The 25,837-nt window shown below is 61.5% G+C and carries 19 protein-coding genes; 15 read left to right on the forward strand and 4 right to left on the reverse strand.

Annotation, left to right across the window (positions count from 1 at the left end; genetic code table 11):
* The first annotated feature begins 73 nt into the window (after positions 1-73).
* The 7 genes from dnaB (at position 74) to ATI14_RS09895 (ending at position 12,538) form a co-directional block, all read left to right on the forward strand.
* On the forward strand, positions 74-1,471 hold the full coding sequence (dnaB, locus tag ATI14_RS09865; RefSeq protein ID WP_016972593.1) for a replicative DNA helicase: 1,398 nt from the start codon (positions 74-76) through the stop codon (positions 1,469-1,471).
* A 190-nt stretch (positions 1,472-1,661) separates the two neighbouring features.
* The gene (locus tag ATI14_RS09870; RefSeq protein WP_016972592.1) at positions 1,662-3,962 is read left to right on the forward strand and encodes a YgiQ family radical SAM protein; all 2,301 of its coding nucleotides are present in this window, start codon (positions 1,662-1,664) and stop codon (positions 3,960-3,962) included.
* Between the two features lie 208 nt (positions 3,963-4,170).
* The gene (ssp4, locus tag ATI14_RS09875) at positions 4,171-5,088 is read left to right on the forward strand and encodes an Ssp4 family T6SS effector (protein WP_016972591.1); all 918 of its coding nucleotides are present in this window, start codon (positions 4,171-4,173) and stop codon (positions 5,086-5,088) included.
* Positions 5,088-5,525, forward strand: coding sequence for a hypothetical protein (locus ATI14_RS09880; protein WP_016972590.1), 438 nt, complete (start codon positions 5,088-5,090; stop codon positions 5,523-5,525). The genes ssp4 and ATI14_RS09880 overlap by 1 nt, the downstream gene beginning before the upstream one ends.
* 188 nt (positions 5,526-5,713) lie before the next feature.
* The gene (locus tag ATI14_RS09885; protein ID WP_080520636.1) at positions 5,714-9,004 is read left to right on the forward strand and encodes a transglutaminase family protein; all 3,291 of its coding nucleotides are present in this window, start codon (positions 5,714-5,716) and stop codon (positions 9,002-9,004) included.
* Between the two features lie 157 nt (positions 9,005-9,161).
* Positions 9,162-11,648 carry a circularly permuted type 2 ATP-grasp protein gene (locus ATI14_RS09890; protein ID WP_016972588.1) on the forward strand — a complete coding sequence of 829 codons (2,487 nt, stop codon included), beginning with the start codon at positions 9,162-9,164 and terminating at the stop codon, positions 11,646-11,648.
* On the forward strand, positions 11,648-12,538 hold the full coding sequence (locus ATI14_RS09895) for a transglutaminase family protein (RefSeq protein ID WP_016972587.1): 891 nt from the start codon (positions 11,648-11,650) through the stop codon (positions 12,536-12,538). Before ATI14_RS09890 ends, ATI14_RS09895 begins: the two co-directional genes overlap by 1 nt.
* Positions 12,539-12,657: 119 nt before the next feature.
* On the opposite strand, the gene ATI14_RS09900 is transcribed toward ATI14_RS09895, so the two are convergent.
* The gene (locus ATI14_RS09900; RefSeq protein ID WP_016972586.1) at positions 12,658-12,840 is read right to left on the reverse strand and encodes a hypothetical protein; all 183 of its coding nucleotides are present in this window, start codon (positions 12,838-12,840) and stop codon (positions 12,658-12,660) included.
* Positions 12,841-13,172: 332 nt separating this feature from the next.
* Here ATI14_RS09900 and azu point away from each other — a divergent pair, with 332 nt between their 5' ends.
* Positions 13,173-13,619, forward strand: coding sequence for an azurin (azu, locus tag ATI14_RS09905; RefSeq protein WP_016972585.1), 447 nt, complete (start codon positions 13,173-13,175; stop codon positions 13,617-13,619).
* Between the two features lie 99 nt (positions 13,620-13,718).
* On the opposite strand, the gene nadE is transcribed toward azu, so the two are convergent.
* The 3 genes from nadE to ATI14_RS09920 form a co-directional block, all read right to left on the reverse strand.
* The gene (gene nadE / locus ATI14_RS09910) at positions 13,719-14,546 is read right to left on the reverse strand and encodes an ammonia-dependent NAD(+) synthetase (RefSeq protein WP_016972584.1); all 828 of its coding nucleotides are present in this window, start codon (positions 14,544-14,546) and stop codon (positions 13,719-13,721) included.
* 3 nt (positions 14,547-14,549) lie between these two features.
* Positions 14,550-15,764 carry a nicotinate phosphoribosyltransferase gene (gene pncB / locus ATI14_RS09915; protein ID WP_017254324.1) on the reverse strand — a complete coding sequence of 405 codons (1,215 nt, stop codon included), beginning with the start codon at positions 15,762-15,764 and terminating at the stop codon, positions 14,550-14,552.
* A gap of 206 nt (positions 15,765-15,970) precedes the next feature.
* A complete protein-coding gene (locus ATI14_RS09920) occupies positions 15,971-16,861 on the reverse strand; it encodes a LysR family transcriptional regulator (protein WP_016972582.1) in 891 nt (296 codons plus the stop codon).
* A gap of 153 nt (positions 16,862-17,014) precedes the next feature.
* Here ATI14_RS09920 and amaB point away from each other — a divergent pair, with 153 nt between their 5' ends.
* The 7 genes from amaB to ATI14_RS09955 all read left to right on the forward strand — a co-directional run bounded on the left by amaB (position 17,015) and on the right by ATI14_RS09955 (position 25,462).
* Positions 17,015-18,505, forward strand: coding sequence for an L-piperidine-6-carboxylate dehydrogenase (gene amaB, locus ATI14_RS09925; RefSeq protein ID WP_016972581.1), 1,491 nt, complete (start codon positions 17,015-17,017; stop codon positions 18,503-18,505).
* Between the two features lie 157 nt (positions 18,506-18,662).
* On the forward strand, positions 18,663-19,946 hold the full coding sequence (gene amaA, locus ATI14_RS09930) for an L-pipecolate oxidase (protein ID WP_017254565.1): 1,284 nt from the start codon (positions 18,663-18,665) through the stop codon (positions 19,944-19,946).
* 374 nt (positions 19,947-20,320) lie between these two features.
* Positions 20,321-21,457 (forward strand): branched-chain amino acid ABC transporter substrate-binding protein, encoded by a 1,137-nt coding sequence (locus ATI14_RS09935; protein ID WP_031320119.1) that lies wholly within the window; start codon positions 20,321-20,323, stop codon positions 21,455-21,457.
* A gap of 225 nt (positions 21,458-21,682) precedes the next feature.
* Positions 21,683-22,597 (forward strand): ABC transporter permease subunit, encoded by a 915-nt coding sequence (locus tag ATI14_RS09940; protein WP_016972578.1) that lies wholly within the window; start codon positions 21,683-21,685, stop codon positions 22,595-22,597.
* A 2-nt stretch (positions 22,598-22,599) separates the two neighbouring features.
* Positions 22,600-23,877, forward strand: coding sequence for a high-affinity branched-chain amino acid ABC transporter permease LivM (gene livM / locus ATI14_RS09945; protein ID WP_017254567.1), 1,278 nt, complete (start codon positions 22,600-22,602; stop codon positions 23,875-23,877).
* Entirely contained in the window at positions 23,874-24,749 is an 876-nt protein-coding gene (locus ATI14_RS09950; protein WP_016972576.1) for an ABC transporter ATP-binding protein, read from the forward strand. Before livM ends, ATI14_RS09950 begins: the two co-directional genes overlap by 4 nt.
* Positions 24,746-25,462, forward strand: coding sequence for an ABC transporter ATP-binding protein (locus ATI14_RS09955; RefSeq protein WP_016972575.1), 717 nt, complete (start codon positions 24,746-24,748; stop codon positions 25,460-25,462). The genes ATI14_RS09950 and ATI14_RS09955 overlap by 4 nt, the downstream gene beginning before the upstream one ends.
* Positions 25,463-25,837: the final 375 nt, after the last annotated feature.

Below are 25,837 nucleotides of genomic sequence, written 5' to 3' on the forward strand. Positions count from 1 at the left end.
GTTAACATCGGGCACGATCCTGTTTACAGGTCGTGCCTTTTGTTTTTCTACAAACCCCAAATTCCAAGTGGCCATGAACGATATTTCAGCTCCCGAGCAATACGATCTGCAAACCGCTGCCCTGAAGGTGCCGCCGCATTCCATCGAGGCCGAACAGGCCGTGCTCGGTGGTTTGATGCTGGACAACAACGCCTGGGAACGTGTGCTGGATCAAGTCTCGGACGGTGATTTCTATCGCCATGACCACCGTCTGATCTTCCGCGCCATCGCCAAGCTGGCCGACCAGAACTCGCCGATCGACGTGGTGACCCTGGCCGAGCAACTGGACAAGGAAGGCCAGACCTCCCAGGTCGGCGGCCTCGGCTACCTGGGTGAACTGGCGAAAAACACGCCGTCCGTCGCCAACATCAAGGCCTATGCCCAGATCGTCCGCCAGCGGGCCACGCTGCGCCAACTGATCGGCATCAGCACCGAGATCGCCGACAGTGCCTTCAACCCCGAGGGCCGCACCGCCGAAGAAATCCTCGACGAAGCCGAGCGCCAGATCTTCCAGATCGCCGAAGCCCGCCCGAAAACCGGCGGCCCGGTGGGTGTCAACGAGCTGTTGACCAAGGCCATCGATCGCATCGACACGCTGTTCAACACCGATGCGGCCATCACCGGTATTTCCACCGGCTACACCGACCTCGACGAGAAAACCAGTGGCCTGCAACCGGCCGACTTGATCATCGTCGCCGGCCGTCCATCCATGGGTAAAACCACGTTTGCGATGAACCTGGTGGAAAACGCCGTGTTGCGCAGCGACAAGGCCGTGTTGGTGTACTCCCTGGAGATGCCAGGTGAATCGCTGATCATGCGGATGCTGTCGTCCCTGGGCCGTATCGACCAGACCAAGGTACGTTCCGGCCAACTGGAAGATGACGACTGGCCGCGCCTGACCTCGGCGGTCAACCTGCTCAACGACCGCAAGCTGTTCATTGATGACACGGCGGGCATCAGCCCTTCCGAGATGCGTGCGCGCACCCGTCGCCTGGTGCGCGAGCATGGGGACATCGCGCTGATCATGATCGACTACCTGCAGTTGATGCAGATCCCGGGCTCCAGTGGCGACAACCGCACCAACGAGATTTCCGAGATTTCCCGGTCCCTCAAGGCCCTGGCCAAGGAATTCAACTGCCCGGTGGTGGCATTGTCCCAGCTCAACCGTTCCCTGGAACAACGTCCCAACAAGCGTCCGGTGAACTCCGACTTGCGGGAATCGGGTGCGATCGAGCAGGACGCCGACGTGATCATGTTTGTGTACCGCGACGAGGTGTATCACCCCGAGACCGAACACAAAGGCATTGCCGAGATCATCATCGGCAAGCAGCGGAACGGCCCGATCGGCTTTATCCGCCTGGCGTTCATCGGCAAGTACACCCGCTTCGAGAACCTCGCGCCGGGCAGCTATAACTTCGACGACGACGAGTAGTGCTCCTGCGCCTGTAAGGGCCTCATCGCGGGCAAGCCCGCTCCCACATTGGATTGCAAATACCAACAAGTGTGGGAGCGGGCTTGCCCGCGATGGCTTCTCCACAATTCCGACTGCTGCCGTCGGAATTGGTCAAAATTTGTGCTATATTCCGCGCCCGCGATTTTTCATCTCAACACCGGTCACCGTCATGCAAACAGCCAAGCCGTTATTTGACTATCCCAAGTACTGGGCCGAATGTTTCGGTCCAGCGCCATTCCTGCCCATGAGCAGGGAGGAGATGGATCAGCTTGGCTGGGATTCCTGCGACATCATCATCGTCACCGGTGATGCCTACGTTGACCATCCATCGTTCGGCATGGCGATCATCGGCCGGCTGCTGGAGTCCCAGGGCTTTCGCGTCGGGATCATCGCCCAGCCGAACTGGCAGTCCAAAGACGATTTCATGAAGCTCGGCGAGCCGAACCTGTTCTTCGGCGTCGCGGCCGGCAACATGGACTCGATGATCAACCGCTACACCGCCGACAAGAAAATCCGTTCCGACGACGCCTACACCCCTGGCGGCATGGCCGGCAAACGCCCGGACCGCGCGAGCCTGGTGTACAGCCAGCGTTGCAAGGAAGCCTACAAGAACGTGCCGATCGTGCTCGGCGGCATCGAAGCCTCCCTGCGCCGTATCGCCCACTATGACTACTGGCAGGACCGTGTGCGCAACTCGATCCTGATCGACGCTACCGCCGACATCCTGTTGTACGGCAACGCCGAGCGCGCGATTGTCGAGGTTGCCCAGCGCCTGTCGTGGGGCCACAAGATCGAAGACATCACCGACGTGCGCGGCACCGCGTTCATTCGCCGTGACACGCCGGTGGGCTGGTACGAAGTGGACTCCACGCGTATCGACCGTCCGGGCAAGATCGACAAGATCATCAACCCGTACGTGAACACCCAGGACACCCAGGCCTGCGCCATCGAGCAGGAAAAGGGTCCGGTTGAAGACCCGGAAGAGCCCAAGGTCGTGCAGATCCTGGCCAGCCCGAAGATGACCCGCGACAAAACCGTGATTCGCCTGCCATCGGTGGAAAAAGTACGCAATGACGCGGTGCTATACGCCCACGCCAACCGCGTGTTGCACCTGGAAACCAACCCCGGCAACGCCCGCGCCCTGGTGCAGAAGCACGGCGAAGTGGACGTGTGGTTCAACCCGCCGCCCATTCCGATGACCACCGAAGAAATGGACTACGTGTTCGGCATGCCTTACGCACGTATTCCGCATCCGGCTTACGGCAAGGAAAAGATTCCGGCCTACGACATGATCCGTTTCTCGGTGAACATCATGCGTGGTTGCTTTGGCGGCTGCACCTTCTGCTCGATCACCGAGCACGAAGGTCGCATCATCCAGAACCGTTCCGAAGAGTCGATCATTCGCGAAATCGAAGAGATCCGCGACAAGGTCCCGGGCTTCACCGGCGTGATCTCCGACCTCGGCGGCCCGACCGCTAACATGTACCGCATCGCCTGCAAGAGCCCGGAAATCGAATCCGCGTGCCGCAAGCCATCGTGCGTGTTCCCCGGCATCTGCCCGAACCTGAACACTGACCACTCGTCGTTGATCCAGCTGTACCGCAGCGCTCGTGCGTTGCCGGGTGTGAAGAAGATTCTGATCGCCTCCGGCCTGCGCTACGACCTCGCCGTGGAGTCGCCGGAGTACGTGAAAGAGCTGGTGACCCATCACGTCGGTGGCTACCTGAAGATCGCTCCGGAACACACCGAAGAAGGTCCGCTCAACCAGATGATGAAACCGGGCATCGGCAGCTATGACAAGTTCAAGCGCATGTTCGAGAAGTACACCAAGGAAGCGGGCAAGGAGCAGTACCTGATCCCGTACTTCATCGCCGCCCACCCCGGCACCACCGATGAAGACATGATGAACCTGGCCCTGTGGCTCAAGCGCAATGACTTCCGCGCCGACCAGGTACAGGCGTTCTACCCGTCGCCGATGGCCACCGCCACCGCGATGTACCACTCGGGCAAGAACCCGCTGCGCAAGGTCACCTACAAGAGCGACGCGGTGACTATCGTCAAGAGCGAAGAGCAGCGCCGCCTGCACAAGGCGTTCCTGCGTTACCACGACCCGAAAGGCTGGCCAATGCTGCGTGAAGCGCTGACCCGCATGGGCCGCGCCGACCTGATCGGGCCGGGCAAGGAGCAGTTGATTCCGCTGCACCAGCCAAGCACCGACAGCTACCAGAGCGCCCGTCGCAAAAACTCGACGCCGGCCGGCAGCCACAAGGTTGCCAAGGAAACCACGCGGATCCTCACCCAGCACACCGGCTTGCCACCGCGCGGCAGTGACGGCAGCAACCCGTGGGACAAGCGTGAGCAAGCCAAGGCCGCGGCCCAGGCCCGCAACAAGCAGGCCGCCAAGGAACGCAGCGATGCGGCCAAGGGCAAGGGCGGCAAGCCTGCGCGCAAGCCGGTGGTGCCGCGTTGATCGCAATCTGAATATGCAAAACGCCAGCCTCGTGCTGGCGTTTTGCTTTCTAGCCGGTGGATAGCCTGTTTGTTAAGGTGGCGCCCATTAGATCGCTATCGCAGGCAAGCCAGCTCCCACATTTGAATGTATTCACAAATCAATGTGGAAGCTGGCTTGCCTGCGATGAGGCCAATGTGGCCACCGCCTATTTCAAGGAAGAACACCCATGAGCAACCCCCTGCTCAACATCGGCATGGACACCAGCCGCTCCCAGTTCATGGCGCGCCAGCGCATCGAAAGCCAGATCAACCTGCCGCGTCTGTTCGCGGCTATCGACGCCGACCCCGCCATCGTCGGCGCGGGCGTGGTGTATATCGACGCCGATTTCAACGTCATCACCCTGCGCGAATTCCAGCCCATCTGCAGCATTGCGCCCAAACGCGTCATCCTGCGCGAGGCCCAGAAATACATCGCCCCGGCGCAGTTTGCACAGCAGGTGCAAGACAACCCCCGCGAATCGCGACTGGTGGGCGAAGCCGTCAATACCACGCTGTCTTGCGCCGGTGCGGTGATTGGTTGGATCGTGGTGCTCAGTGGTTCCGTGGCTGTGCCGTTCACCGCTGGAGCCAGCAGCGTGGTGGCCGCGATCGGCTACACGGCCGCCACGGCGAGCACGCTGCAGTGCGTCGCCAGCGGTTATCGCACAGTCAATGAAGTCAGCAACCCCGCCAAAAACGACGAACTCGACAGCGCCCAGTGGTACCAGTACACCATGGCCGCGCTGGATGCCGCCTCGCTGGTCGGCGTCGGAGCATCGTCATTGACCACACTGAAACTGGTACGCATGAACCAGGCCGCCACCGGCAAAAGTGTGCGGGAAGTGCTCAAGGGCCTGAACCGTCAGGAGCGCGCCAAGCTGACCAAGGAATTGCTCAGCATCAAGGACCCGCGCATGACCTCGAAAATGCTCAAGTTGAAACAGTTGTCCGGCGAGGCCACCAAACGTTTCACCCCGGCCCAGGTCAAGCACGCGACGGTGACCCAGATCAAGGATGCCCTGGGCGCCGCCATCGGTTTAACCGGCAGCGCCGTTTCGGGAAATGTGCGCACCATCGCCGTCGGCCTGTATGAGGAGATCGAGTAATGAATGAGATGCCCGGCATTCGCCATTTTCTCTCGCAGTATTTCCCGGTGTTCATGGGTGCGATCTTTGCGGCAGTGTTTACGCTGGTGCTGGCTGTTCCACTGGTGTTCGACAGTTATTTCCCCCACCTTCCGCTGGCGGACAACGCCAAGTATTCCTTCCTGGGCGGCCTGGCACTGGCCTGGGTCGTGGTGCACTGCAACTTCATGATCGCGCGGGGGCGCCCGCACTGGGTATGGCCGCTGGCAACCCTGTTGGGGCTGTGCGTTCTGGCGGTACTGCCGACTATCGCGTACCGGCCGCATGTTCTGTTGTATGGCTTGAGCCTGTTGTTGCCGCTGCTGGCGCTGTTGCTGCTCAACAGCCGGCGCCACCGCGAAATGCGTCAAAAGCTGCTTGAGGTGCGCCACCTGCGTGAGGCTGCGAAAGCTCGCTGATTGGGTAGATTCACCACCCACCTCTCACACCTTCGCCACAAATATGTGCAAGCCTCGCACCATGGCCCCCGCGTGGGCGCCGTTTTGGTGCTGTACTGCACCGGGTCTTACGATAAAGCGCAATGACGGCCGCTCTGGCATAAGTCTTGCGCGCTTTGTTTCCATGCCCTGGCTTGCAGGAGGCCGCCGTGTCGATTCATGTCGCGTTGCACCACGTTACGCATTACCGCTATGACCGCGCTGTCGAACTCGGCCCACAGATCGTGCGTTTGCGCCCGGCGGCCCACAGCCGCACGCGGATTTTGTCCTACGCCCTCAACGTGCTGCCCGAGCAGCATTTCATCAATTGGCAGCAAGACCCCCAGGGCAATTACCTGGCGCGGTTGGTGTTTCCGGAAAAGACTGACGAGCTGCGCATCGAAGTCGACCTGGTCGCCGAGATGGCGGTATTCAACCCGTTCGATTTCTTCCTGGAGCCCTACGCCGAAAAAATCCCCTTCAGCTACGCCGCCGATGAAAGGCGCGAGCTGGCGCCGTACCTGGAAACCTTGCCGCTGACGCCAAAATTTGCCACCTATTTGGCCGGTATCGACCGTACACCCTTGCCGGCGGTGGATTTTCTGGTCGGCCTCAACCAACGCCTGGCCGCCGATATCGCTTACCTGATCCGCATGGAGCCGGGCGTGCAAACCCCGGAATTCACCCTGGAAAACGCCTCCGGCTCGTGCCGGGATTCGGCGTGGCTGCTGGTGCAACTGCTGCGCAACCTCGGGCTGGCGGCGCGGTTTGTGTCCGGCTACCTGATTCAGTTGACCGCCGATGTCAAAGCCCTCGACGGCCCGTCCGGCACCGACGTGGATTTCACCGACCTGCACGCCTGGTGCGAGGTGTATTTGCCCGGTGCCGGCTGGATCGGGCTGGATGCCACCTCGGGACTGTTCGCCGGTGAAGGGCATATCCCATTGGCGTGTAGTCCCGATCCTTCTTCTGCCGCGCCGATTAGTGGCCTGGTGGAACCCTGCGAGTGTGAATTCACCCACGAAATGTCGGTGGAGCGGATTTGGGAAGCGCCGCGCGTCACCAAACCCTACACCGAGGAACAGTGGCTGGCGATCCAGGCCCTTGGCCGGCAGATCGACGGCGACCTGCTCAAGCACGACGTGCGCCTGACCATGGGCGGTGAACCGACTTTCGTCTCTATCGACGACCCCGACGGCGCGGAGTGGAACACCGCGGCCCTGGGGCCGGACAAACGCCGCCTGTCCGCCGAGCTGTTCCAGCGCATGCGCCAGCACTACGCGCCCCAGGGCCTGGTGCATTTCGGCCAGGGCAAGTGGTACCCCGGCGAACAACTGCCGCGCTGGTCGCTCAACTGCTACTGGCGCCGCGACGGTGTGCCGATCTGGCACAACAGCGCGTTGATCGCCGATGAGCAGCAGGATTACGGCGCCGACGGCGTGCTGGCCGGGCGCTTTCTGGCCAGCGTTGCCGAGCGCCTCAAGTTGCCGGCGCGCTTCGTGTTCCCGGCTTTCGAAGACAACTTCTACTACCTGTGGCGCGAAGGCGCGCTGCCGCAAAACGTGACCGCCAAAGACCCGCGCCTGAGCGACGAGCTTGAGCGCGAGCGCCTGCGCAAAGTGTTCAGCCAGGGCCTGGATAAAGTCATCGGTCAGGTGCTGCCGCTGGCGCGCACCGCCGCCAATAATCGCTGGCAGAGCGGGCGCTGGTACCTGCGTGACAACCATTGCCGCTTGGTGCCGGGTGATTCGCCGCTGGGCTATCGCCTGCCGTTGGCGTCGCAGCCGTGGGTCACGGCGGCGGAGTACCCGTTCGTGCATCCGGTTGATCCCAATCAGGATCAACCCGAGTTGCCGACGGCGGCGCAACTGCATAATCACGCCGACGCCGCGCCGAGCGATGAGCGTGTGCCAAAGGTGGATCAATCCGCTGACTGGCTGACCCGCACGGCCTTGTGTGCCGAAGCGCGGGAAGGGCGGCTGTACCTGTTCATGCCGCCGCTGGAGCGCGTCGAGGATTATCTGGAACTGGTGGCGGCCATCGAAGCCACCGCCGAGGAGCTGCATTGCCCGGTGCTGCTGGAAGGCTATGAGCCGCCGGCGGACACGCGTCTGAGCAACTTTCGCGTCACGCCGGACCCGGGTGTGATCGAGGTTAACGTGCAGCCGTCCGCCACTTGGGATGAGTTGGTGGAGCGCACCGAATTTCTCTATGAAGAGGCGCGGCAAACCCGCCTGACCACTGAAAAGTTCATGATCGACGGCCGCCACACCGGCACCGGCGGCGGTAACCATTTTGTGCTCGGCGGCGCGACGCCCAAGGACTCGCCGTTTCTGCGTCGCCCGGATTTGCTGCGCAGTTTGATCAGCTACTGGCATAACCACCCGTCTTTGTCGTATTTGTTTTCCGGCCTGTTTATCGGCCCGACGTCCCAGGCGCCACGGGTGGACGAGGCGCGCAACGATGCGCTGTACGAGCTGGAAATTGCTTTCGCACAAATGCCCGCCCCCGGCGAAGACTGCCCGCCTTGGTTGGTCGACCGCCTCCTGCGCAACCTGCTGATTGACGTGACGGGCAACACCCACCGCGCCGAATTTTGCATCGACAAACTCTACTCGCCGGATGGCGCCACCGGCCGCCTGGGTCTGCTGGAGCTGCGCGCCTTTGAAATGCCGCCCCATGCGCGCATGAGCCTGACCCAGCAGTTGCTGTTGCGCGCGCTGGTCGCGCGCTTCTGGCGCGAGCCCTATGCGCCGCCGAAACTGGCGCGTTGGGGCACTGAACTGCATGACCGGTTTCTGTTGCCGCATTTTATTGAGCAGGATTTTGCCGATGTGATCGTCGAACTGAACGCCGCCGGCTACCCGTTGCGCGCCGAGTGGTTTGCCGCACACCTGGAATTCCGTTTCCCCAAGGTCGGCGACTACGCCGTCAGCGGTATCGAGCTGGAGCTGCGCCAGGCCCTGGAGCCGTGGCACGTCCTGGGCGAGGAGGGCGCGGCGGGGGGCACGGTGCGCTATGTGGATTCGTCCCTGGAACGGCTGCAAGTCAAGCTCACCGGGCTGGCGCCGCAGCGCTATCTGCTGACCTGCAACGGCATTCCGGTGCCGCTGCACGCCACCGGGCGCGTCGGCGAGTTTGTGGCGGGCGTGCGCTATCGCGCCTGGCAACCGGCCAACTGCCTGCAGCCGACCATCCCGGTGCATGCGCCGCTGGTGTTTGACGTGCTCGATACCTGGATGCAGCGCTCGCTGGGCGGCTGCCAGTACCACGTCGCCCACCCCGGCGGGCGCAATTACGACAGTTTGCCGGTGAATGCCAATGAAGCCGAGAGCCGGCGCATGGCGCGGTTTTTCCGGTTGGGGCATACCCCCGGCAAACTTCCGGTACCTGCTTTGGTGATTAACGATGAGCTGCCCATGACCCTGGATCTGCGGCGTTTCCCCAACAATAAGGAATGAACGCATTCAACTGTGGGAGCTGGCTTGCCTGCGATAGCGGTGTATCAGTCACCAGAAATACCGACTGAACCACCGCTATCGCAGGCAAGCCAGCTCCCACACTGGATTGCAGTGAATTTGATTTAAACTGAGCCCCCTTGCCCCTGCCGAGCGTTCCATGTCCGACTTGCTCGACCGTTACCCGCTGACTGCGGGCACTTATCACGAACTGCTGGATGACAGTGGCGCGGTGCGCGCCCATTGGCAGCGCCTGCTTGATCACCTGCAACGCAGCACCCCGGCGCAATTGGCCCAGCGTCAGGCATTGCTGACGCGGCAGATCCAGGAAAACGGCGTGACTTACAACGTCTACGCCGACCCCAAGGGCGCCGACCGCCCGTGGGAGCTGGATTTGCTGCCTCACGTGCTGGCCGCCGAAGAGTGGCAGCACCTGTCGGCCGGCATTGCCCAACGTGCGCGATTGCTCAATGCGGTGCTGGCTGACCTGTATGGCCCGCAGCGCCTGATCAAGGAAGGCCTGCTGCCCGCCGAGCTGGTGTTCGGGCACAACAATTTCCTGTGGCCATGCCAGGGCATCCAGCCGCCCGACGGTGCGTTTTTGCACCTGTATGCCGTGGACCTGGCGCGCACGCCGGATGGCCGCTGGTGGGTCACTGCCGACCGAACTCAGGCGCCGTCGGGCGCAGGCTATGCGCTGGAAAACCGCACCATCGTGTCCCGCGCATTTCCGGACCTGTACCGCGACTTGCAGGTGCAGCACCTCACCGGTTTTTTCCGCACCTTGCAGGAAACCCTGGCCCGCCAGGCCCCCGGTGATGATCAACCGCCGCTGATCGTGCTGCTCACGCCCGGCCGATTCAACGAAAGCTATTTCGAACACCTCTACCTCGCACGACAGCTCGGTTACCCGCTGGTGGAAGGTGGTGACCTGACGGTACGCGACAGCACCGTGTTCCTGAAAACCCTCAGCGGCCTGCGCCGGGTGCACGCGATCATGCGGCGCCTGGACGACGACTTCTGCGACCCGCTGGAGCTGCGCACCGACTCGGCCCTGGGCGTGCCGGGCCTGCTCGACGCCGTGCGTCAGGGCAACGTGCTGGTGGCGAATGCCTTGGGCAGCGGTGTGCTGGAGTCGCCGGGGTTGCTCGGCTTTCTGCCGAAGATCAACGAGTTTCTGTTTGGCGAAGAACTGATCCTGCCGTCCATCGCCACCTGGTGGTGCGGTGAGGCTCCGGTACTCGCCGAAGCGCTGGAGAAGCTGCCGGAGCTGCTGATCAAACCGGCCTTTCCGTCGCAAAGTTTTACCCCGGTGTTTGGCCGCGATTTGAATGACGAACAGCGCCAGGCCCTGGCTGAACGCATGCGCGCGCGGCCTTACGCCTACGTCGCTCAGGAGTTGGCGCAGTTGTCCCAGGCGCCGGTGTGGCACACCGTGGATGACCACCTGCAGCACCGCGCCATCGGCATGCGCGTGTACGCCGTGGCCAGCGATGAAGGCTATCGTGTCTTGCCTGGCGGGCTGACTCGGGTCGCCGCAGAGGCCGATGCCGAAGTGGTGTCGATGCAGCGCGGTGGCGCGAGCAAGGACACCTGGGTACTCGGCGAGCGTGCCATTGGCGGCGAACATTGGCGTGCCCAGCGTGCCATTGGCGCTCACGATCTGGTGCGCCGCGACCCTTATCTGCCTTCCCGTGTGGTGGAAAACCTGTTCTGGTTCGGGCGTTATTGCGAGCGTTGCGATGACAGTGCGCGCTGGCTTCGCATCGTGCTGGCGCGTTATGTGGACGGTGACGATCCGCAGGCCTTGCAGGCGGCAGTGGAATTGGGCGAGAACCTGCGGCTGCTGCCGGAGGAGGGCGAGCTGCCTGAGCGCCTGCTCGCCGCCTTGCTCGGTGACGACTGGCCGTCGAGCCTGCGCGCCAACCTGCAGCGCTTGCAGTGGGCGGCGTCTCAGGTGCGCGGCAAGCTGTCCCGGGAAAACTGGCAGGCGCTGGTTGAGCTGCAGCGTGAAGCGTTGGAGCTGGAAAGCGAGGCACCGGATTTTGGCGAACTGCTGGATTTCCTCAACCGTTTGGTGATGTCGCTGGCGGCGCTGTCCGGTTTTGCGCTGGACGACATGACCCGCGATGAAGGCTGGCGCTTCTTGATGATGGGCCGACGCATCGAGCGTCTGCAGTTTCTCAGCAGCAGCCTGGCGGCTTTCCTGCGTGGCGTGGCCGTGTTCGATCAGGCGGGGCTCGAGTGGCTGCTGGAGCTGGGCAACAGCAGCATTACCTACCGCTCGCGCTACCTGGCGGTGCCGCAGTTGATTCCGGTGCTCGACCTGTTGCTGCTGGACGAGCAGAACCCTCACGCGGTGTTGTTCCAGTTGAAATTGGTGAGCCGCACGCTGCGCCGTCTCAACGACGATTTTGGCGTGCCTCGCGAAACCGGCCTGGCGCCTTTGGTGGAGCGCCTCTCGCGTTTTGATTTGGGTTGCCTGGAGAACCCGCTGTTTGGCGAGTCCAGCGTGCGTGCCGCGCTGGATGGCCTGGCCGACCTGCTGCAAGCGGTGGCCGATGAGAGTGGGCAAGTGTCGGACCGCCTCGCGTTGCGCCACTTTGCCCATGTGGATGATGTCAGCCAGCAAACGGTGTCGGTGTGATGAGTGCGCGCTACCAGATTTTCCACGATACCCACTACCACTACGACAGCCCGGTGTCCCTGGCCCAGCAACTGGCGCATTTGTGGCCACGGCCGTGCGCCTGGCAACGTTGCAGTTCGCAACAGTTGGATATCAGCCCCGAGCCGACCTCGCGCCGCGATGAGCTGGACGTGTTTGGCAACCCCATCACGCGGCTGGCGTTCGAGCGTCCTCACGATGAATTATTGGTGAATGCCGGCTTGACCGTGGAAGTGCTGGCGCGGCCTGTGCCGGACTTCAACCAGTCGCCGCCCTGGGATCAGACCGGCGCCAGCCTGAGCTACAGCAGCCAGGCGTTGTCGCCTGAAATGCTGGAGGCCTGCCGTTATCGTTTCGAATCGCCCTACGTGCACCTGAAGAACACCTTCGTGGAATTTTCCGAAAGTTGCTTTCCTCCCGGCGAGCCGTTGCTGCTGGGCGTGCAGGCCTTGATGGAAAAGATCTTCACCGAATTCACCTTCGATGCCGAAGCCACCCAGGTCGCTACGCCGCTGGTGGAAGTGCTGGAGCGCCGGCGTGGCGTGTGCCAGGACTTCGCCCACCTGATGCTCGCCTGCCTGCGCTCACGCGGGCTGGCCGCGCGCTACATCAGCGGCTACCTGCTGACCCAGCCACCGCCCGGCCAGCCACGGCTGATCGGCGCCGATGCGTCCCATGCGTGGGTGTCGGTGTATTGCCCGGTGTCAGGCTGGGTGGATTTCGATCCGACGAACAATGTGCAGCCGGCCCTGGAGCACATCACCCTGGCCTGGGGCCGGGATTTCTCGGATGTGTCGCCATTGCGCGGGGTGATTCTGGGGGGAGGAAGCCACGACCCGGAGGTGCGGGTGACGGTGATGCCGCTGGAGTAGAGGCTTGCGGGTTGGCTTGTGTGGGAGCTGGCTTGCCTGCGATGGCCGCTTGCTCGATTTGACTGATACACCGAGTCGCCTGCATCGCGGGCGAGCCCGGCTCCCACATGATCGATCGGCTATTCAGCAGGATCTTTTGGTGTTTCGGTCTCGTCGTTCGTTTCTTCAGCATCGACATCGGCGTTCAGCCCATTGGCCTCTTCTTCTGCAGCGGCTTTCTTGCGTTGCAGTTTTTCCTCTTTCTTCTGCTCCTTGGCCAAGTCTCTCTGACGTTTGGCGAAGGAGTAATTAGGTTTGGCCATGGGCGATCCTCTAGGGTCGAAGGTGAGGGTGGCGGCGCGCAGCTGCCTTGGGCTGCCATGGTAGCAGCTTAGCAGCGCGCTTGGCCTTCACTTACCGCAGGCGTAAGCGGCCAGAAGGCCGTTGAACAATTGGTTGAGGTGCATGGTGCAAGCTCCGGTGGTTGATGGACCGATCATAGGCGGGCGCCGCAGGTTTGGCTGGTAGATTGTGTTGATCACGCTGATAGCCTAAAGTTGTATACAATCTGTTGATTCAGATCATAAGAATGTCTGCCCGATTGAGGCACCCTAGTCGCAATCCGCGTTTTTTAAACCCTGCCTTGGAGATTCACATGTTTGCCAAACTCGTTGCTGTTTCCCTGCTGACTCTGGCGAGCGGCCAGTTGCTTGCCGCAGAGTGCAAGGTCACCGTCGACTCCACTGACCAGATGTCCTTCAACACCAAGGCCATCGAAATCGACAAAAGCTGCAAAACCTTCACTGTGGAATTGACCCACTCCGGCAGCTTGCCGAAAAACGTGATGGGCCATAACTGGGTACTGAGCTCCGCCGCCGACATGCCGGGCATCGCCAGCGACGGCATGGCTGCCGGTATCGACAAGAACTACCTGAAAGATGGCGACACCCGCATCATCGCTCACACCAAGATCATTGGTGCCGGCGAGAAGGATTCGGTGACGTTTGATGTGTCGAAGCTGGCAGCCGGGACTGATTACGCGTTCTTCTGCTCGTTCCCGGGCCACATTTCGATGATGAAAGGCACTGTGGTCGTCAAGTAAGGCCGCGTTATCGTTCATCGCAGGCAAGCCAGCTCCCACACTTGAATGTATTCACAAATCAAAATGTGGGAGCGGGCTTGCCCGCGATAGCGGTCTACCTCACGGCGCGAATGGCATGACCCGCTTATGCTCAGTCTTGCGGTAGGTATCGCAGATAATCTTGAACGCTTCCTCACGCACTGGCTCACCGTGCAGGAACGCATCAATCTCGGCGTAGGTCACGCCATGTGACGCTTCGTCCGGCTTGCCCGGCGACAGGTCTTCAAGATCGGCGGTCGGCACTTTCTCCACCAGCGATTCCGGCGCACCAAAATGCCGGGCAATCGCACGCACCTGGTTTTTCACCAACCCGCTCAACGGCGCCAGGTCGCACGCGCCATCACCGAACTTGGTGAAAAAGCCCATCACCGCTTCCGCCGCATGGTCGGTACCAATCACCAACCCACCGGCCGCGCCGGCGATGGTGTATTGCGCAACCATGCGCATGCGCGCCTTGGTGTTGCCCAGCACGAAATCGCGGGACACCGCCGCCTTGCCTTCAAAGGCCGCCACTTCATTGGCCAGGGCTTTCACCGCCGGTCCGATGTTCACGGTGTGGCGTTCGTCCGGCTCGATAAAGTCCACCGAGGCCGTGGCATCGATTTCGTCGAACTGGGTTTCGTAGGGCAGGCGCACGGCGATAAAGCGGTAAGCCTGGTCGCCGGTGCTTTCGCGCAGTTCTTTCATTGCGCGCTGGGCCAGCAGGCCTGCGGTCAGGGAGTCGACGCCGCCGCTGATGCCGAGCACCAATGTCTTGAGCCCGGAATTGCGCAGGCAATCCTGGATAAACGCCACGCGGCGGGCAACTTCGGCTTCAAGGGCGGCCTGGTCGTTGAACGGCGCCTGGACCTTGAGCTGCTGCGCAATCTCACGCTGTACGGCTTGCATGATTCACTCCTTGCTGGATAGGGCAGGTACTTTGAAAACATGACGCAAATAGGCGACAAAATTCGGGTCGGTGCAGTGGGTCTTGCCCGCTTCATCGGAAATCTTCGCGACGGGCTGGCCATTGCAGGCGGTCATTTTAAGCACGATGCTCATCGGCTCAACACCCGGGATGTCGCAGGTCAGGTTGGTGCCGATGCCGAAGCTCACATTAATGCGACCACGCAACGCGCGGAAAATCTCCAGCGCCTTGGGCAGCGTCAGGCTGTCGGAGAACACCAGGGTCTTGCTCATCGGCTCAATGCCGAGCTTGTGGTAATGAGCGATGGCTTTTTCGGCCCACTGCACCGGGTCGCCGGAGTCGTGGCGCAGGCCGTCGAACAGCTTGGCGAAGTACAAGTCGAAATCGCCGAGGAATGCGTCGGTGGTGATGCAATCGGTCAGGGCAATACCCAGCAGGCCGCGGTATTCGCGGACCCAGCAATCGAGGGCGGCGATCTGGCTGTCGATCAGGCGCGGCCCGAGTTGCTGGTGGGCCATGATCCATTCGTGGGCCATGGTGCCGAGCGGCTTCATGCCGAATTCGCGGGCCAGGTGCACGTTGCTGGTGCCGACGAAACGGCCGGGGAAGTCGTGTTTGAGTACGCTGACCACTTCTTCCTGCACGCGGTACGAGAAGCGCCGACGCGTGCCGAAATCCGCCACTTGCAGCTCGGACAATTCGTCGCTGCCGGCATTGGCCGTCAGCCAGTCGAACTTGCGGTACAGCTGCTCACGGGCCTGTTCGAGAATCACGGTCTGGTAGCGGTAGCGGTTACGCACTTCGCTGACGATGGCCAGCATTGGCACTTCAAACAGAATCACATGCAACCACGGGCCGCGCAGGCGGATGAATAACTCACCGTTTTCGATGCCGGTCTGCACGTAGCGCAGGTTGAAGCGGAACAGGCCCAGGAAACGCAGGAAATCCGGCTTCATGAAGCTGATGCGCTCAAGGAAACCCAGCTGGTCAGGGCTCAGGCTCAGCTCGGCGAGGCGCTCGATCTGGTAGCGGATTTCCGCCAGGTACGGGCGCAGGTCTTCGCTGTTGCGGCAACGAAACTCCCATTCAACTTCCACGTTCGGGTAGTTGTGCAGCACCGCCTGCATCATGGTCAGCTTGTAGAAGTCGGTGTCGAGCAAGTTCTGCACGATGCGATCGGCAAACACACTCTCGCTCATAACGGGAATCTCCAGACGGGTCGGCGATGGGCGCCGGCCTTTACGCACAATTAAGGAATGGCGCTAGTGGCGCATAGGCGAGGGGTGGTTTGCCAGTGATTTTTTCAGTGCAGCCACCGGCCTCATCGCAGGCAAGCCAGCTCCCACAGGTGAAATGCATGCCAAAGGTGGGAGCTGGCTTGCCTGCGATGGCGGTATTCCAGGCGCTAAATCACCTGTTCCATCATCCATTTCACAAACTCCTTCACCTTCGGCACCTCCGCCGAATGCTCGGGGTAAGCCAGGTAATAAGCATCCTGGCTCGGCATTGCATGCTGCCAGGGGATCACCAATTTGCCGTCCGCCAATTCTTCTTCCACCAAAAAGCGCGGTAACAGCGCCACCCCACAGCCCACCTGCGCCGCACGAATGCACATATAAAAGGTGTCGAAGCGCGGCCCGTGGTAGCTGTGCTCGGTCTGGTAACCCTGACTGGCGAACCAGTCGTGCCAGCCCTGTGGGCGCGAGGCGTTTTGCAGCAGCACCAGGTTGCTCAGTTGCGTGGGGTCGGCGAACGGCTTGGCGGGCAGGCTTTCGGGCGCGCACACCGGCACCAGCTCTTCGCTGAACAGCTTCAGACTCTCGGTGCCGGGCCGTGAGCCCTGGCCGAAGTAGAAGGCCATGTCGGCTTTGCCTTGCAGCAGTTCGTCCGGCTCCTGTTCGTTGCACAGGTCCAGGTGGATCTGCGGGTGACGCAGCCGCCAGCCCTTGAGGCGCGGCACCAGCCAGCGCGCGCCGAAGGTGTAGGGCGTGGAGACGCGCAGTACTTCGGTCTCGCCGCCGTAGGAACGCAGGTAATGGGTGGACATCTCCACTTGGGTGAGGATTTTTCGCACTTCCACCAAGTACAAATCCCCGGCCGGTGTCATCTGCAAGCGGCGGCGCACCCGGCGAAACAACAGGTGTTGCAGCAGTTCTTCAAGCTGCGCCACTTGCTTGCTCACTGCACTCTGCGTGAGGTTCAGCTCCTCGGCAGCGCGGGTGAAGCTCAGGTGGCGGGTAGCGGCTTCGAAACACTGCAGGGCGGTGATCGAGGGCAAATGTCTTTTGTTCAGCACGGCGTGCCTCTTTTTAGGCTTTGCATGAATAAACGGAATGATATCTCGCCTAAACGTCGTTTGTTGGCAAGTCTTGGGCCAGCTACAAATAAGGTCTGGATCGCCGTGCCTGTGGCGGCGCGAATTTTGTGTTTGAGATTGAAGGAGTGACCCATGGTTGCCGCATTGCTTGATCGTCTCGGGGTAAACCCGGCGCTGTACCAGTCGGGTAAACAACCTGTGCATTCGCCGATTGATGGCAGCCGTATCGGCAGCGTGCACTGGGAAGGCGCCGCCGAGGTGGAGCAACAGGTCAGTCGCGCCGAGCATGCATTCGAGGCCTGGCGCAAAGTGCCGGCGCCGCGCCGTGGCGAGCTGGTGCGCCAGTTCGGCGACGTGCTGCGCGAATACAAGGCCGATCTCGGCGAGCTGGTGTCGTGGGAAGCCGGCAAGATCACCCAGGAAGGCCTCGGTGAAGTGCAGGAAATGATCGACATCTGCGATTTTGCCGTCGGCCTGTCACGTCAGCTGTACGGCTTGACGATCGCCTCCGAGCGCCCAGGCCACCACATGCGTGAAACCTGGCACCCGCTGGGTGTGGTCGGCGTGATCAGCGCGTTCAACTTCCCGGTGGCCGTATGGGCGTGGAATACCGCGCTGGCGCTGGTGTGCGGCAACGCGGTGATCTGGAAGCCTTCGGAAAAAACGCCGCTGACGGCGCTGGCGTGCCAGGCGCTGTTCGAGCGTGTACTGAAAAAATTCGACGGCGCCCCGCAGTACCTCAGCCAAGTGATCATCGGCGGCCGCGACGCCGGCGCTGCGCTGGTGGACGACCCGCGCGTCGCGTTGATCAGCGCCACCGGCAGCACCCGCATGGGCCGTGAAGTGGCGCCGAAAGTCGCCGCGCGTTTCGCCCGCAGCATCCTTGAGCTGGGCGGTAACAACGCGATGATCCTCGGCCCAAGCGCCGACCTGGACATGGCCGTGCGTGCCATCCTGTTCAGCGCCGTCGGCACCGCCGGGCAGCGCTGCACCACCTTGCGCCGCCTGATTGCCCATGAGTCGGTGAAGGAAGAGATCGTCACCCGCCTCAAGGCCGCCTATTCCAAAGTGCGCATCGGCCACCCGCTGGAAGGCAACCTGATCGGCCCGCTGATCGACAAGCACGGCTTCGACAACATGCAGGACGCGCTGGAACAGGCCCTGAGCGAAGGCGGCAAGGTGTTCGGCGGCAAGCGCCAGCTGGAAGACAAATTCCCGAATGCCTATTACGTGTCGCCCGCGATTGTAGAAATGCCTGAGCAAAGCGACGTGGTGTGCACCGAAACCTTCGCGCCGATCCTGTACGTGATCGGCTACAGCGACTTCAACGAAGCCCTGCGCCTGAACAACGCCGTGCCGCAAGGCTTGTCGTCGTGCATCTTCACCACGGACGTGCGCGAGGCCGAGCAGTTCATGTCGGCGGTGGGCAGCGACTGCGGCATCGCCAACGTCAACATCGGCCCGAGCGGCGCGGAAATCGGCGGCGCGTTTGGTGGCGAGAAAGAAACCGGCGGCGGGCGCGAATCGGGTTCGGACGCGTGGCGCGGGTACATGCGTCGCCAGACCAACACCGTGAACTACTCGCTGGAGTTGCCGCTGGCGCAGGGCATTACCTTCGACTAAACCACTGACGAAACGCGGTTGAAAATGTGGGAGCTGGCTTGCCTGCGATAGCGGTGGTGCAGTTGATACCGCTATCGCAGGCAAGCCAGCTCCCACAGTTGATTGGGTTTGCAATTCAGAATAATGGTTGTTTGTTAGGTCTCATCGGAGTCTGGCAATGGCATTACGCGAAGCATGTTTATGGGAACAACTCACCCCCGGCCGGCCCGATCGTGCCGCGCTCAAGGGCGAGGTCAAAGTGGATGTGTGCGTGATCGGCGCCGGCATTACCGGTTTGTCGGCCGCTATCCATTTGCTGGAGCAAGGTAAAACTGTCGCCGTGCTGGAGGCTCATCGCACCGGCCATGGCGGTTCGGGGCGCAACGTCGGGTTGGTCAACGCCGGCATGTGGATCCCGCCGGACGAGATCGAAGCCGGTTTCGGCGAGGCGGTGGGCAGCCAGCTCAACCGCATGCTGGGCGCGGCGCCGTCACTGGTGTTCAGCCTTATCGACAAATACAACATCGATTGCCAGTTGCGCCGCGAAGGCACCCTGCACATGGCGCACAACGCCCGGGGCGAGGCGGATTTGCGCAGCCGTGAAGAACAATGGAAACGCCGGGGGGCGCCGGTCGAGCTGCTCACCGGCCAGGCGTGCGAGCACGCCACGGGCACTAAAAAGATTGCCGCCGCCTTGCTCGACCGGCGTGCCGGTACGCTCAACCCCATGGCTTACACCACGGGTTTGGCCAATGCGGCCGCCGGGCTGGGCGGGCAGTTGTTCGACCATTCCCCGGTCACCCAACTTGAGCGCCAGGGCTCGAACTGGTCGGTGCAGACCGCCCAGGGCGCGGTGCAGGCGGCGCAGGTGGTGATCGCCTCCAACGCCTACACCGAGGGCGAGTGGACCGAGCTGCGCCGCAATTTCTTTCCCGGTTACTACTATCAGGTCGCGTCGGCGCCACTGACAGACGAGGCCGCCCAGCAGATCCTGCCCGGCGGCCAGGGCTCGTGGGATACGCGCCAGGTGCTGAGCAGCATCCGCCGCGATGCCGATGGCCGCCTGTTGCTCGGCAGCCTGGGCAACGGCAACCAGAAACCCGCGTGGTTCCTCAAGGCATGGGCCGATCGGGTGCAGCAGCATTACTTCCCGTACCTCAAATCGGTGCAGTGGGAGTGCACCTGGACCGGCTGCATCGCCTTCACCCCCGACCACCTCATGCGCCTGTTCGAACCGGCGCCGGGCCTCGTGGCAGTAACGGGCTATAACGGGCGCGGCGTGACCACCGGCAGCGTGGTCGGCAAGGCGTTTGCCGACTATTTGTGTCACCAGAATCCCCAGGCATTGCCGATTCCGTTCGCGCCGATGCAGCCGTTGGCCGGAGTGGGCCTGCGCAGTTGCCTGTATGAAGCCGGATTCTCGCTGTATCACGCCGGGCAATGTCTGCGGATCGTGATCTGATCAGCGAAATACCCTTCAAAAGCCTGCATTTTCTTAGCAGGCTACTAATCTGTATTGGTGCAAGTCGTAGCAGTCGCGCACTGTAAATGTGCAGTTCCGTTACGCACATTGTTACAGGTGCCGGAACTGTCGTTTATCTATCTGGTTGCAGGTGCGACCTGCCATGGTTGTACTTTTTTGTGGTGTGGGTTGCACCTTCTGATGCCAGACGGTTGCACGTCCTTGCCGAAGGAGTCGAAACGCCCGCAACTACAATGACACCGTGTCTTTTTGAAGAATAAAAAAGTAATGGCACGCCGCTTGCTCAGGGCTTTCAGTGGAAAGTTTGAATGCAAGTTGTCGTGCCAAAAATCAAAAATATCGGAGCACCACTCATGTCCCAGACGTTTTACAAGAAAGGTTTTCTGGCCCTCGCCGTTGCAGCGGCGCTGGGTGTTTCTGCGTTTGTTCAAGCTGATGTGAAGATTGGCGTGGCAGGCCCGATGACGGGTGCCAACGCAGCTTTCGGTGAGCAGTACATGAAGGGTGCCCAAGCGGCAGCCGATGTGATCAACAAGGCCGGTGGCATCAACGGTGAGCAGATCAAGCTGGTGGCCGGTGACGACGCCTGCGAACCCAAGCAGGCCGTGGCCGTGGCCAACCGCCTGGCCGACCAGGACAAAGTGATCGGCGTGGTCGGGCACTTCTGCTCCTCCAACACCATCCCGGCGTCCGAGGTGTACGACGAAGCGGGCATCATCATGATCACCCCGGGCTCCACCAACCCGCAGGTGACCGAGCGTGGCCTGGGCGCGGTGTTCCGCATGTGCGGGCGTGACGACCAGCAAGGCATCGTGGCCGGTGACTACATCGTCGACGTGCTCAAAGGCAAAAAAGTCGCCGTCATCAACGACAAGGACACCTACGGCAAAGGCCTGGCTGATGCCACCGCTGCCCAGTTGACCAAGCGCGGCGTGAAGCCTGTGCTGGAAGAAGGCCTGACCCGTGGCGAGAAAGACTTCAGCGCCCTGGTGACCAAAATCCGCTCTACCGGCGCCGACGTCGTGTATTTCGGCGGCCTGCACCCGGAAGCCGGTCCGCTGGTTCGCCAGATCCGTGAAGCTGGCCTCAAAGACGTCAAGTTCATGTCCGATGACGGCGTTGTGACCGACGAACTGGTGGCCACCGCCGGCGGCGCGCAATACGTAGACGGCGTGTACATGACCTTCGGCGCCGACCCGCGCCTGCTGCCAGACAGCAAGGCGGTTGTGGAGCAATTCCGCAAGGCTGGCGTAGAACCTGAAGGCTACACCCTGTACGCCTACGCCTCGATCCAGGCCCTGGCGGCCGGCTTCAACGGCTCCAAGTCCAACAAGGGCGAAGACGCGGCCAAGTGGCTGAAAGCTCACCCGGTGAAAACCGTGATGGGCGAAAAAGCCTGGGATACCAAGGGTGACCTGAAAATCTCCGACTACGTGGTTTACCAGTGGGATGCCAACGGCAAATACCACCAGCTGGAAAAACAGAAGTAATCAACGCGACAGCTTGAACGCCACCCATCCTTGTGGGAGCTGGCTTGCCTGCGATTGCATCACCGCAGTACATCTGAAGCACCGCGGTGTCTGCATCGCAGGCAAGCCAGCTCCCACATGGATTGTGGTTGTTCGAGCCTTGCCGCCAGGCAACAAATCTGTCTTTTCCTCCAGAAGCGCCGCACACCCACCGGTGTGCAGGTGCTCACCGCGTGAGATTGCGTTATGGATGGTATTTTCCTGCAGCAACTGGTCAACGGCCTGACCCTCGGGTCGGTCTATGGCCTGATCGCCATCGGCTACACAATGGTCTATGGCATCATTGGCATGATCAACTTCGCCCATGGCGAGGTTTATATGATTTCCGCTTACCTCGCGGCGATCAGTCTGGCACTGCTGGCTTACTTCGGCATCGAATCCTTCCCGCTGCTCATTCTCGGCACCTTGATCTTCACCGTGGTCGTCACCGGCGTGTACGGTTGGGTCATCGAGCGTGTCGCCTATAAACCCCTGCGCAACTCCACCCGGTTGGCACCGCTGATCAGCGCCATCGGGATCTCGCTGATCCTGCAGAACTACGCCCAGATCGCACAGGGCGCCAAGCAACAAGGTATTCCTACCCTGCTGGCCGGTGCCTGGCGTGTCGACTTCGGCACCGGCTTCGTTCAGTTGACGTACACCAAGGTCTTCATCCTGGTCGCGGCCTTCGCGGGCATGGCCTTGCTGACCTACATCATCAAATACACCAAGCTGGGCCGCATGTGCCGTGCGACGCAGCAAGACCGCAAGATGGCGTCGATCCTCGGCATCAACACCGACCGCGTGATTTCCTACGTGTTTGTCATCGGTGCCGCCATGGCCGCGCTGGCAGGCGTGCTGATCACCCTCAACTACGGCACGTTCGACTTCTATGCCGGTTTCATCATCGGCATCAAGGCGTTCACCGCGGCGGTACTCGGCGGCATCGGTTCCCTGCCGGGGGCCATGCTCGGCGGCATCATCCTGGGCATCTCCGAGTCGCTGTTCTCGGGGCTGATCAATTCCGACTACAAAGACGTGTTCAGTTTCTCCCTGCTGGTGGTGATTCTGATCTTCCGTCCCCAGGGCCTGCTGGGTCGCCCACTCGTGGCTAAGGTGTAAACATGTCTGCTGCCAAACCCATCGATATCAAGAAAAGTGTGGTCGATACGGTCCTCGCCGGGCTGATTTCCCTGATCGTGTTCGGTCCGATCGTCGGCGTGGTCCTCGACGGCTACAGCTTCAACCTGGAACCGGCCCGTGTGGCCACCCTGGTCGCCATCGTGATGGCGGGCCGCTTCGCCCTGAGCCTGTTTCTGCAAACCCCCAAGGGCCTGAAGGTCCTGCAGGGCTTCGAAAGCAGTGGCTCCGGTGTGCACGTGCTGCCGCCAGACTACAAGTCGCGGCTGCGCTGGATCATCCCGGCGCTGATCGTGATTGCCATCGTGTTCCCGATCTTCGCCAACAAGTACCTGCTGACCGTGGTGATCCTCGGCCTGATCTACGTGCTGCTCGGGCTCGGCCTGAACATCGTGGTCGGCCTGGCCGGCCTGCTCGACCTGGGTTACGTGGCGTTCTACGCCATCGGCGCCTACGGCCTGGCGCTGGGTTATCAATACCTCGGCCTGGGCTTCTGGACGGTGCTGCCGCTGGCGGCCATTTGTGCGGCGCTGGCGGGATGCATACTCGGCTTCCCGGTCTTGCGCATGCACGGTGACTACCTGGCGATCGTGACCCTGGGCTTCGGTGAAATCATCCGCCTGGTGCTCAACAACTGGCTGTCGTTTACCGGCGGCCCGAATGGCATGCCGGTGCCTTCGCCGACCTTCCTGGGCCTGGAGTTCGGGCGCAAGGCCAAGGACGGCGGGATTCCGTTCCACGAGTTCTTCGGCATCGATTACAACCCCAACATCAAGTTCATGTTCATCTACATCGTGCTGTTCCTGGTGGTGCTGGCCGTGCTGTACATCAAGCACCGCCTGACCCGCATGCCGGTGGGCCGCGCCTGGGAAGCCTTGCGCGAAGATGAAATCGCCTGCCGTTCCATGGGCCTGAACCACGTACTGGTCAAGCTCTCGGCGTTCACCATCGGTGCGTCTACCGCCGGTTTGGCGGGGGTGTTCTTTGCCAGTTATCAAGGCTTCGTCAACCCGTCGTCGTTTACCTTCTTCGAGTCGGCGCTGATCCTGGCCATCGTGGTATTGGGCGGCATGGGCTCGACGGTCGGCGTGGTGATCGCGGCGTTCGTGTTGACCGTTGCCCCTGAATTGCTGCGCAGCTTCTCCGAATACCGCGTGCTGCTGTTCGGCGTGTTGATGGTGGTGATGATGATCTGGCGCCCTCGCGGCTTGATCCGCATCAGCCGAACCGGTGTGACACCGCGCAAAGGAGTGGCGCCATGAGCAAGGAAATCGTCCTCAGCGTGGAACATTTGATGATGCACTTCGGTGGCATCAAGGCCTTGAGCGATGTGAGCCTCAAGGTCGAACGCAACTCGATCTTCGCCCTGATCGGTCCCAACGGCGCCGGCAAAACCACGGTGTTCAACTGCCTTACCGGCTTTTACAAAGCCAGCGGCGGCAAGATCGAACTCAACCTTCGCGGCAAGCAGACAAACGTGATCCAGTTGCTCGGCGAGCGCTTCAAAGCCGTCGATTTCGTGTCGCCGAAAAGCTTCCTGAGCCGTGTGTACTACAAGATGTTCGGCGGCACCCACCTGGTAAACCGCGCGGGTTTGGCGCGGACCTTTCAGAACATTCGCCTGTTCAAGGAAATGTCGGTGCTGGAAAACCTGCTGGTGGCCCAGCACATGTGGGTCAACCGCAACATGCTCGCGGGCATCCTCAACACCAAGGGCTACCGCAAGGCTGAAAGCGACGCCCTCGACCACGCTTTTTACTGGCTGGAAGTGGTGGACCTGGTGGACTGCGCCAACCGCCTGGCCGGTGAGCTTTCCTACGGCCAGCAGCGCCGCCTGGAAATCGCCCGCGCCATGTGCACCCGGCCGCAGGTCATCTGCCTGGACGAACCGGCAGCGGGCCTCAACCCGCAGGAAACCGAAGCCCTCAGCGCGATGATTCGCCTGTTGCGCGACGAACACGACCTCACGGTGGTGCTGATCGAACACGACATGGGCATGGTGATGAGTATTTCCGACCACATCGTGGTGCTCGACCACGGCAACGTGATCGCCGAAGGCGGGCCGGACGCGATCCGCAACGACCCGAAAGTGATTGCCGCCTACCTGGGCGCAGACGAAGAGGAGCTTGTATGAACGGGCCTATCCTCGAAATGAAGGACCTGGACGTGTATTACGGCCCGATCCAGGCCCTGAAAAAAGTCTCGCTGCACATCAACGAAGGCGAAACGGTCAGCCTGATCGGCTCCAACGGCGCGGGCAAGTCCACGCTGCTGATGTCGATTTTCGGCCAGCCGCGCGCCGAGTCGGGGCAGATTCTGTACAACGGCGTCGACATTACCCACAAGTCGTCCCACTACATCGCCTCCAACGGCATTGCGCAGTCGCCGGAAGGGCGGCGGGTGTTCCCCGACATGACGGTTGAGGAAAACCTGCTGATGGGCACCATTCCGATTGGTGACAAGTTCGCTCAGGAAGACATGCAGCGCATGTTCGAGCTGTTCCCGCGGCTCAAGGAACGGCGTACCCAGCGGGCCATGACCATGTCCGGTGGCGAGCAGCAAATGCTCGCCATCGCCCGCGCGCTGATGAGCCGGCCCAAGCTGCTGTTGCTGGACGAACCGAGCCTGGGCCTGGCACCGATTGTGGTGAAGCAGATTTTCGCCACCCTGCGCGAGCTGGCGGCCACAGGCATGACCATCTTTCTGGTGGAACAGAACGCCAACCATGCGTTGCGCCTGTCGGACCGGGCCTATGTGATGGTCAACGGCGAGATTCGCCTGACGGGTACCGGCAAGGAATTGCTGGTGAACGAGGAAGTGCGCAACGCCTACCTCGGCGGGCATTGATCTAAAGTTTGACGCTGGCTCTGTGGGAGCTGGCTTGCCTGCGATGCAGACACCTCGGTCCATCTGGTGAACCGAGTTGCTGCTATCGCAGGCAAGCCAGCTCCCACACAAAGCGGCTCCTGCATTCTTTTTTGTGCTATCCACAGACCTTTCCGGAAATTGTGGAAAACAAATCCAGCCACCCTCCAAAGCGCGACATATAGCCGCCGCAAATCCCTGTTTTGTCACAGTTTTGACTTGTCCCCACCGGCTGTGGAACCGGCTGTGGGTAACGTGGTAGTACTTGGCTGAAAGCCTTTAAAGCCGTGGCTTGCAGCGTGGTGGTCGTTTATTGATCAGCGGTTTTTTCGGCGCCCTCCGAGGGTTTTGTCAACC

The organism is Pseudomonas tolaasii NCPPB 2192, assembly GCF_002813445.1.
GTDB lineage: Bacteria > Pseudomonadota > Gammaproteobacteria > Pseudomonadales > Pseudomonadaceae > Aquipseudomonas > Aquipseudomonas tolaasii.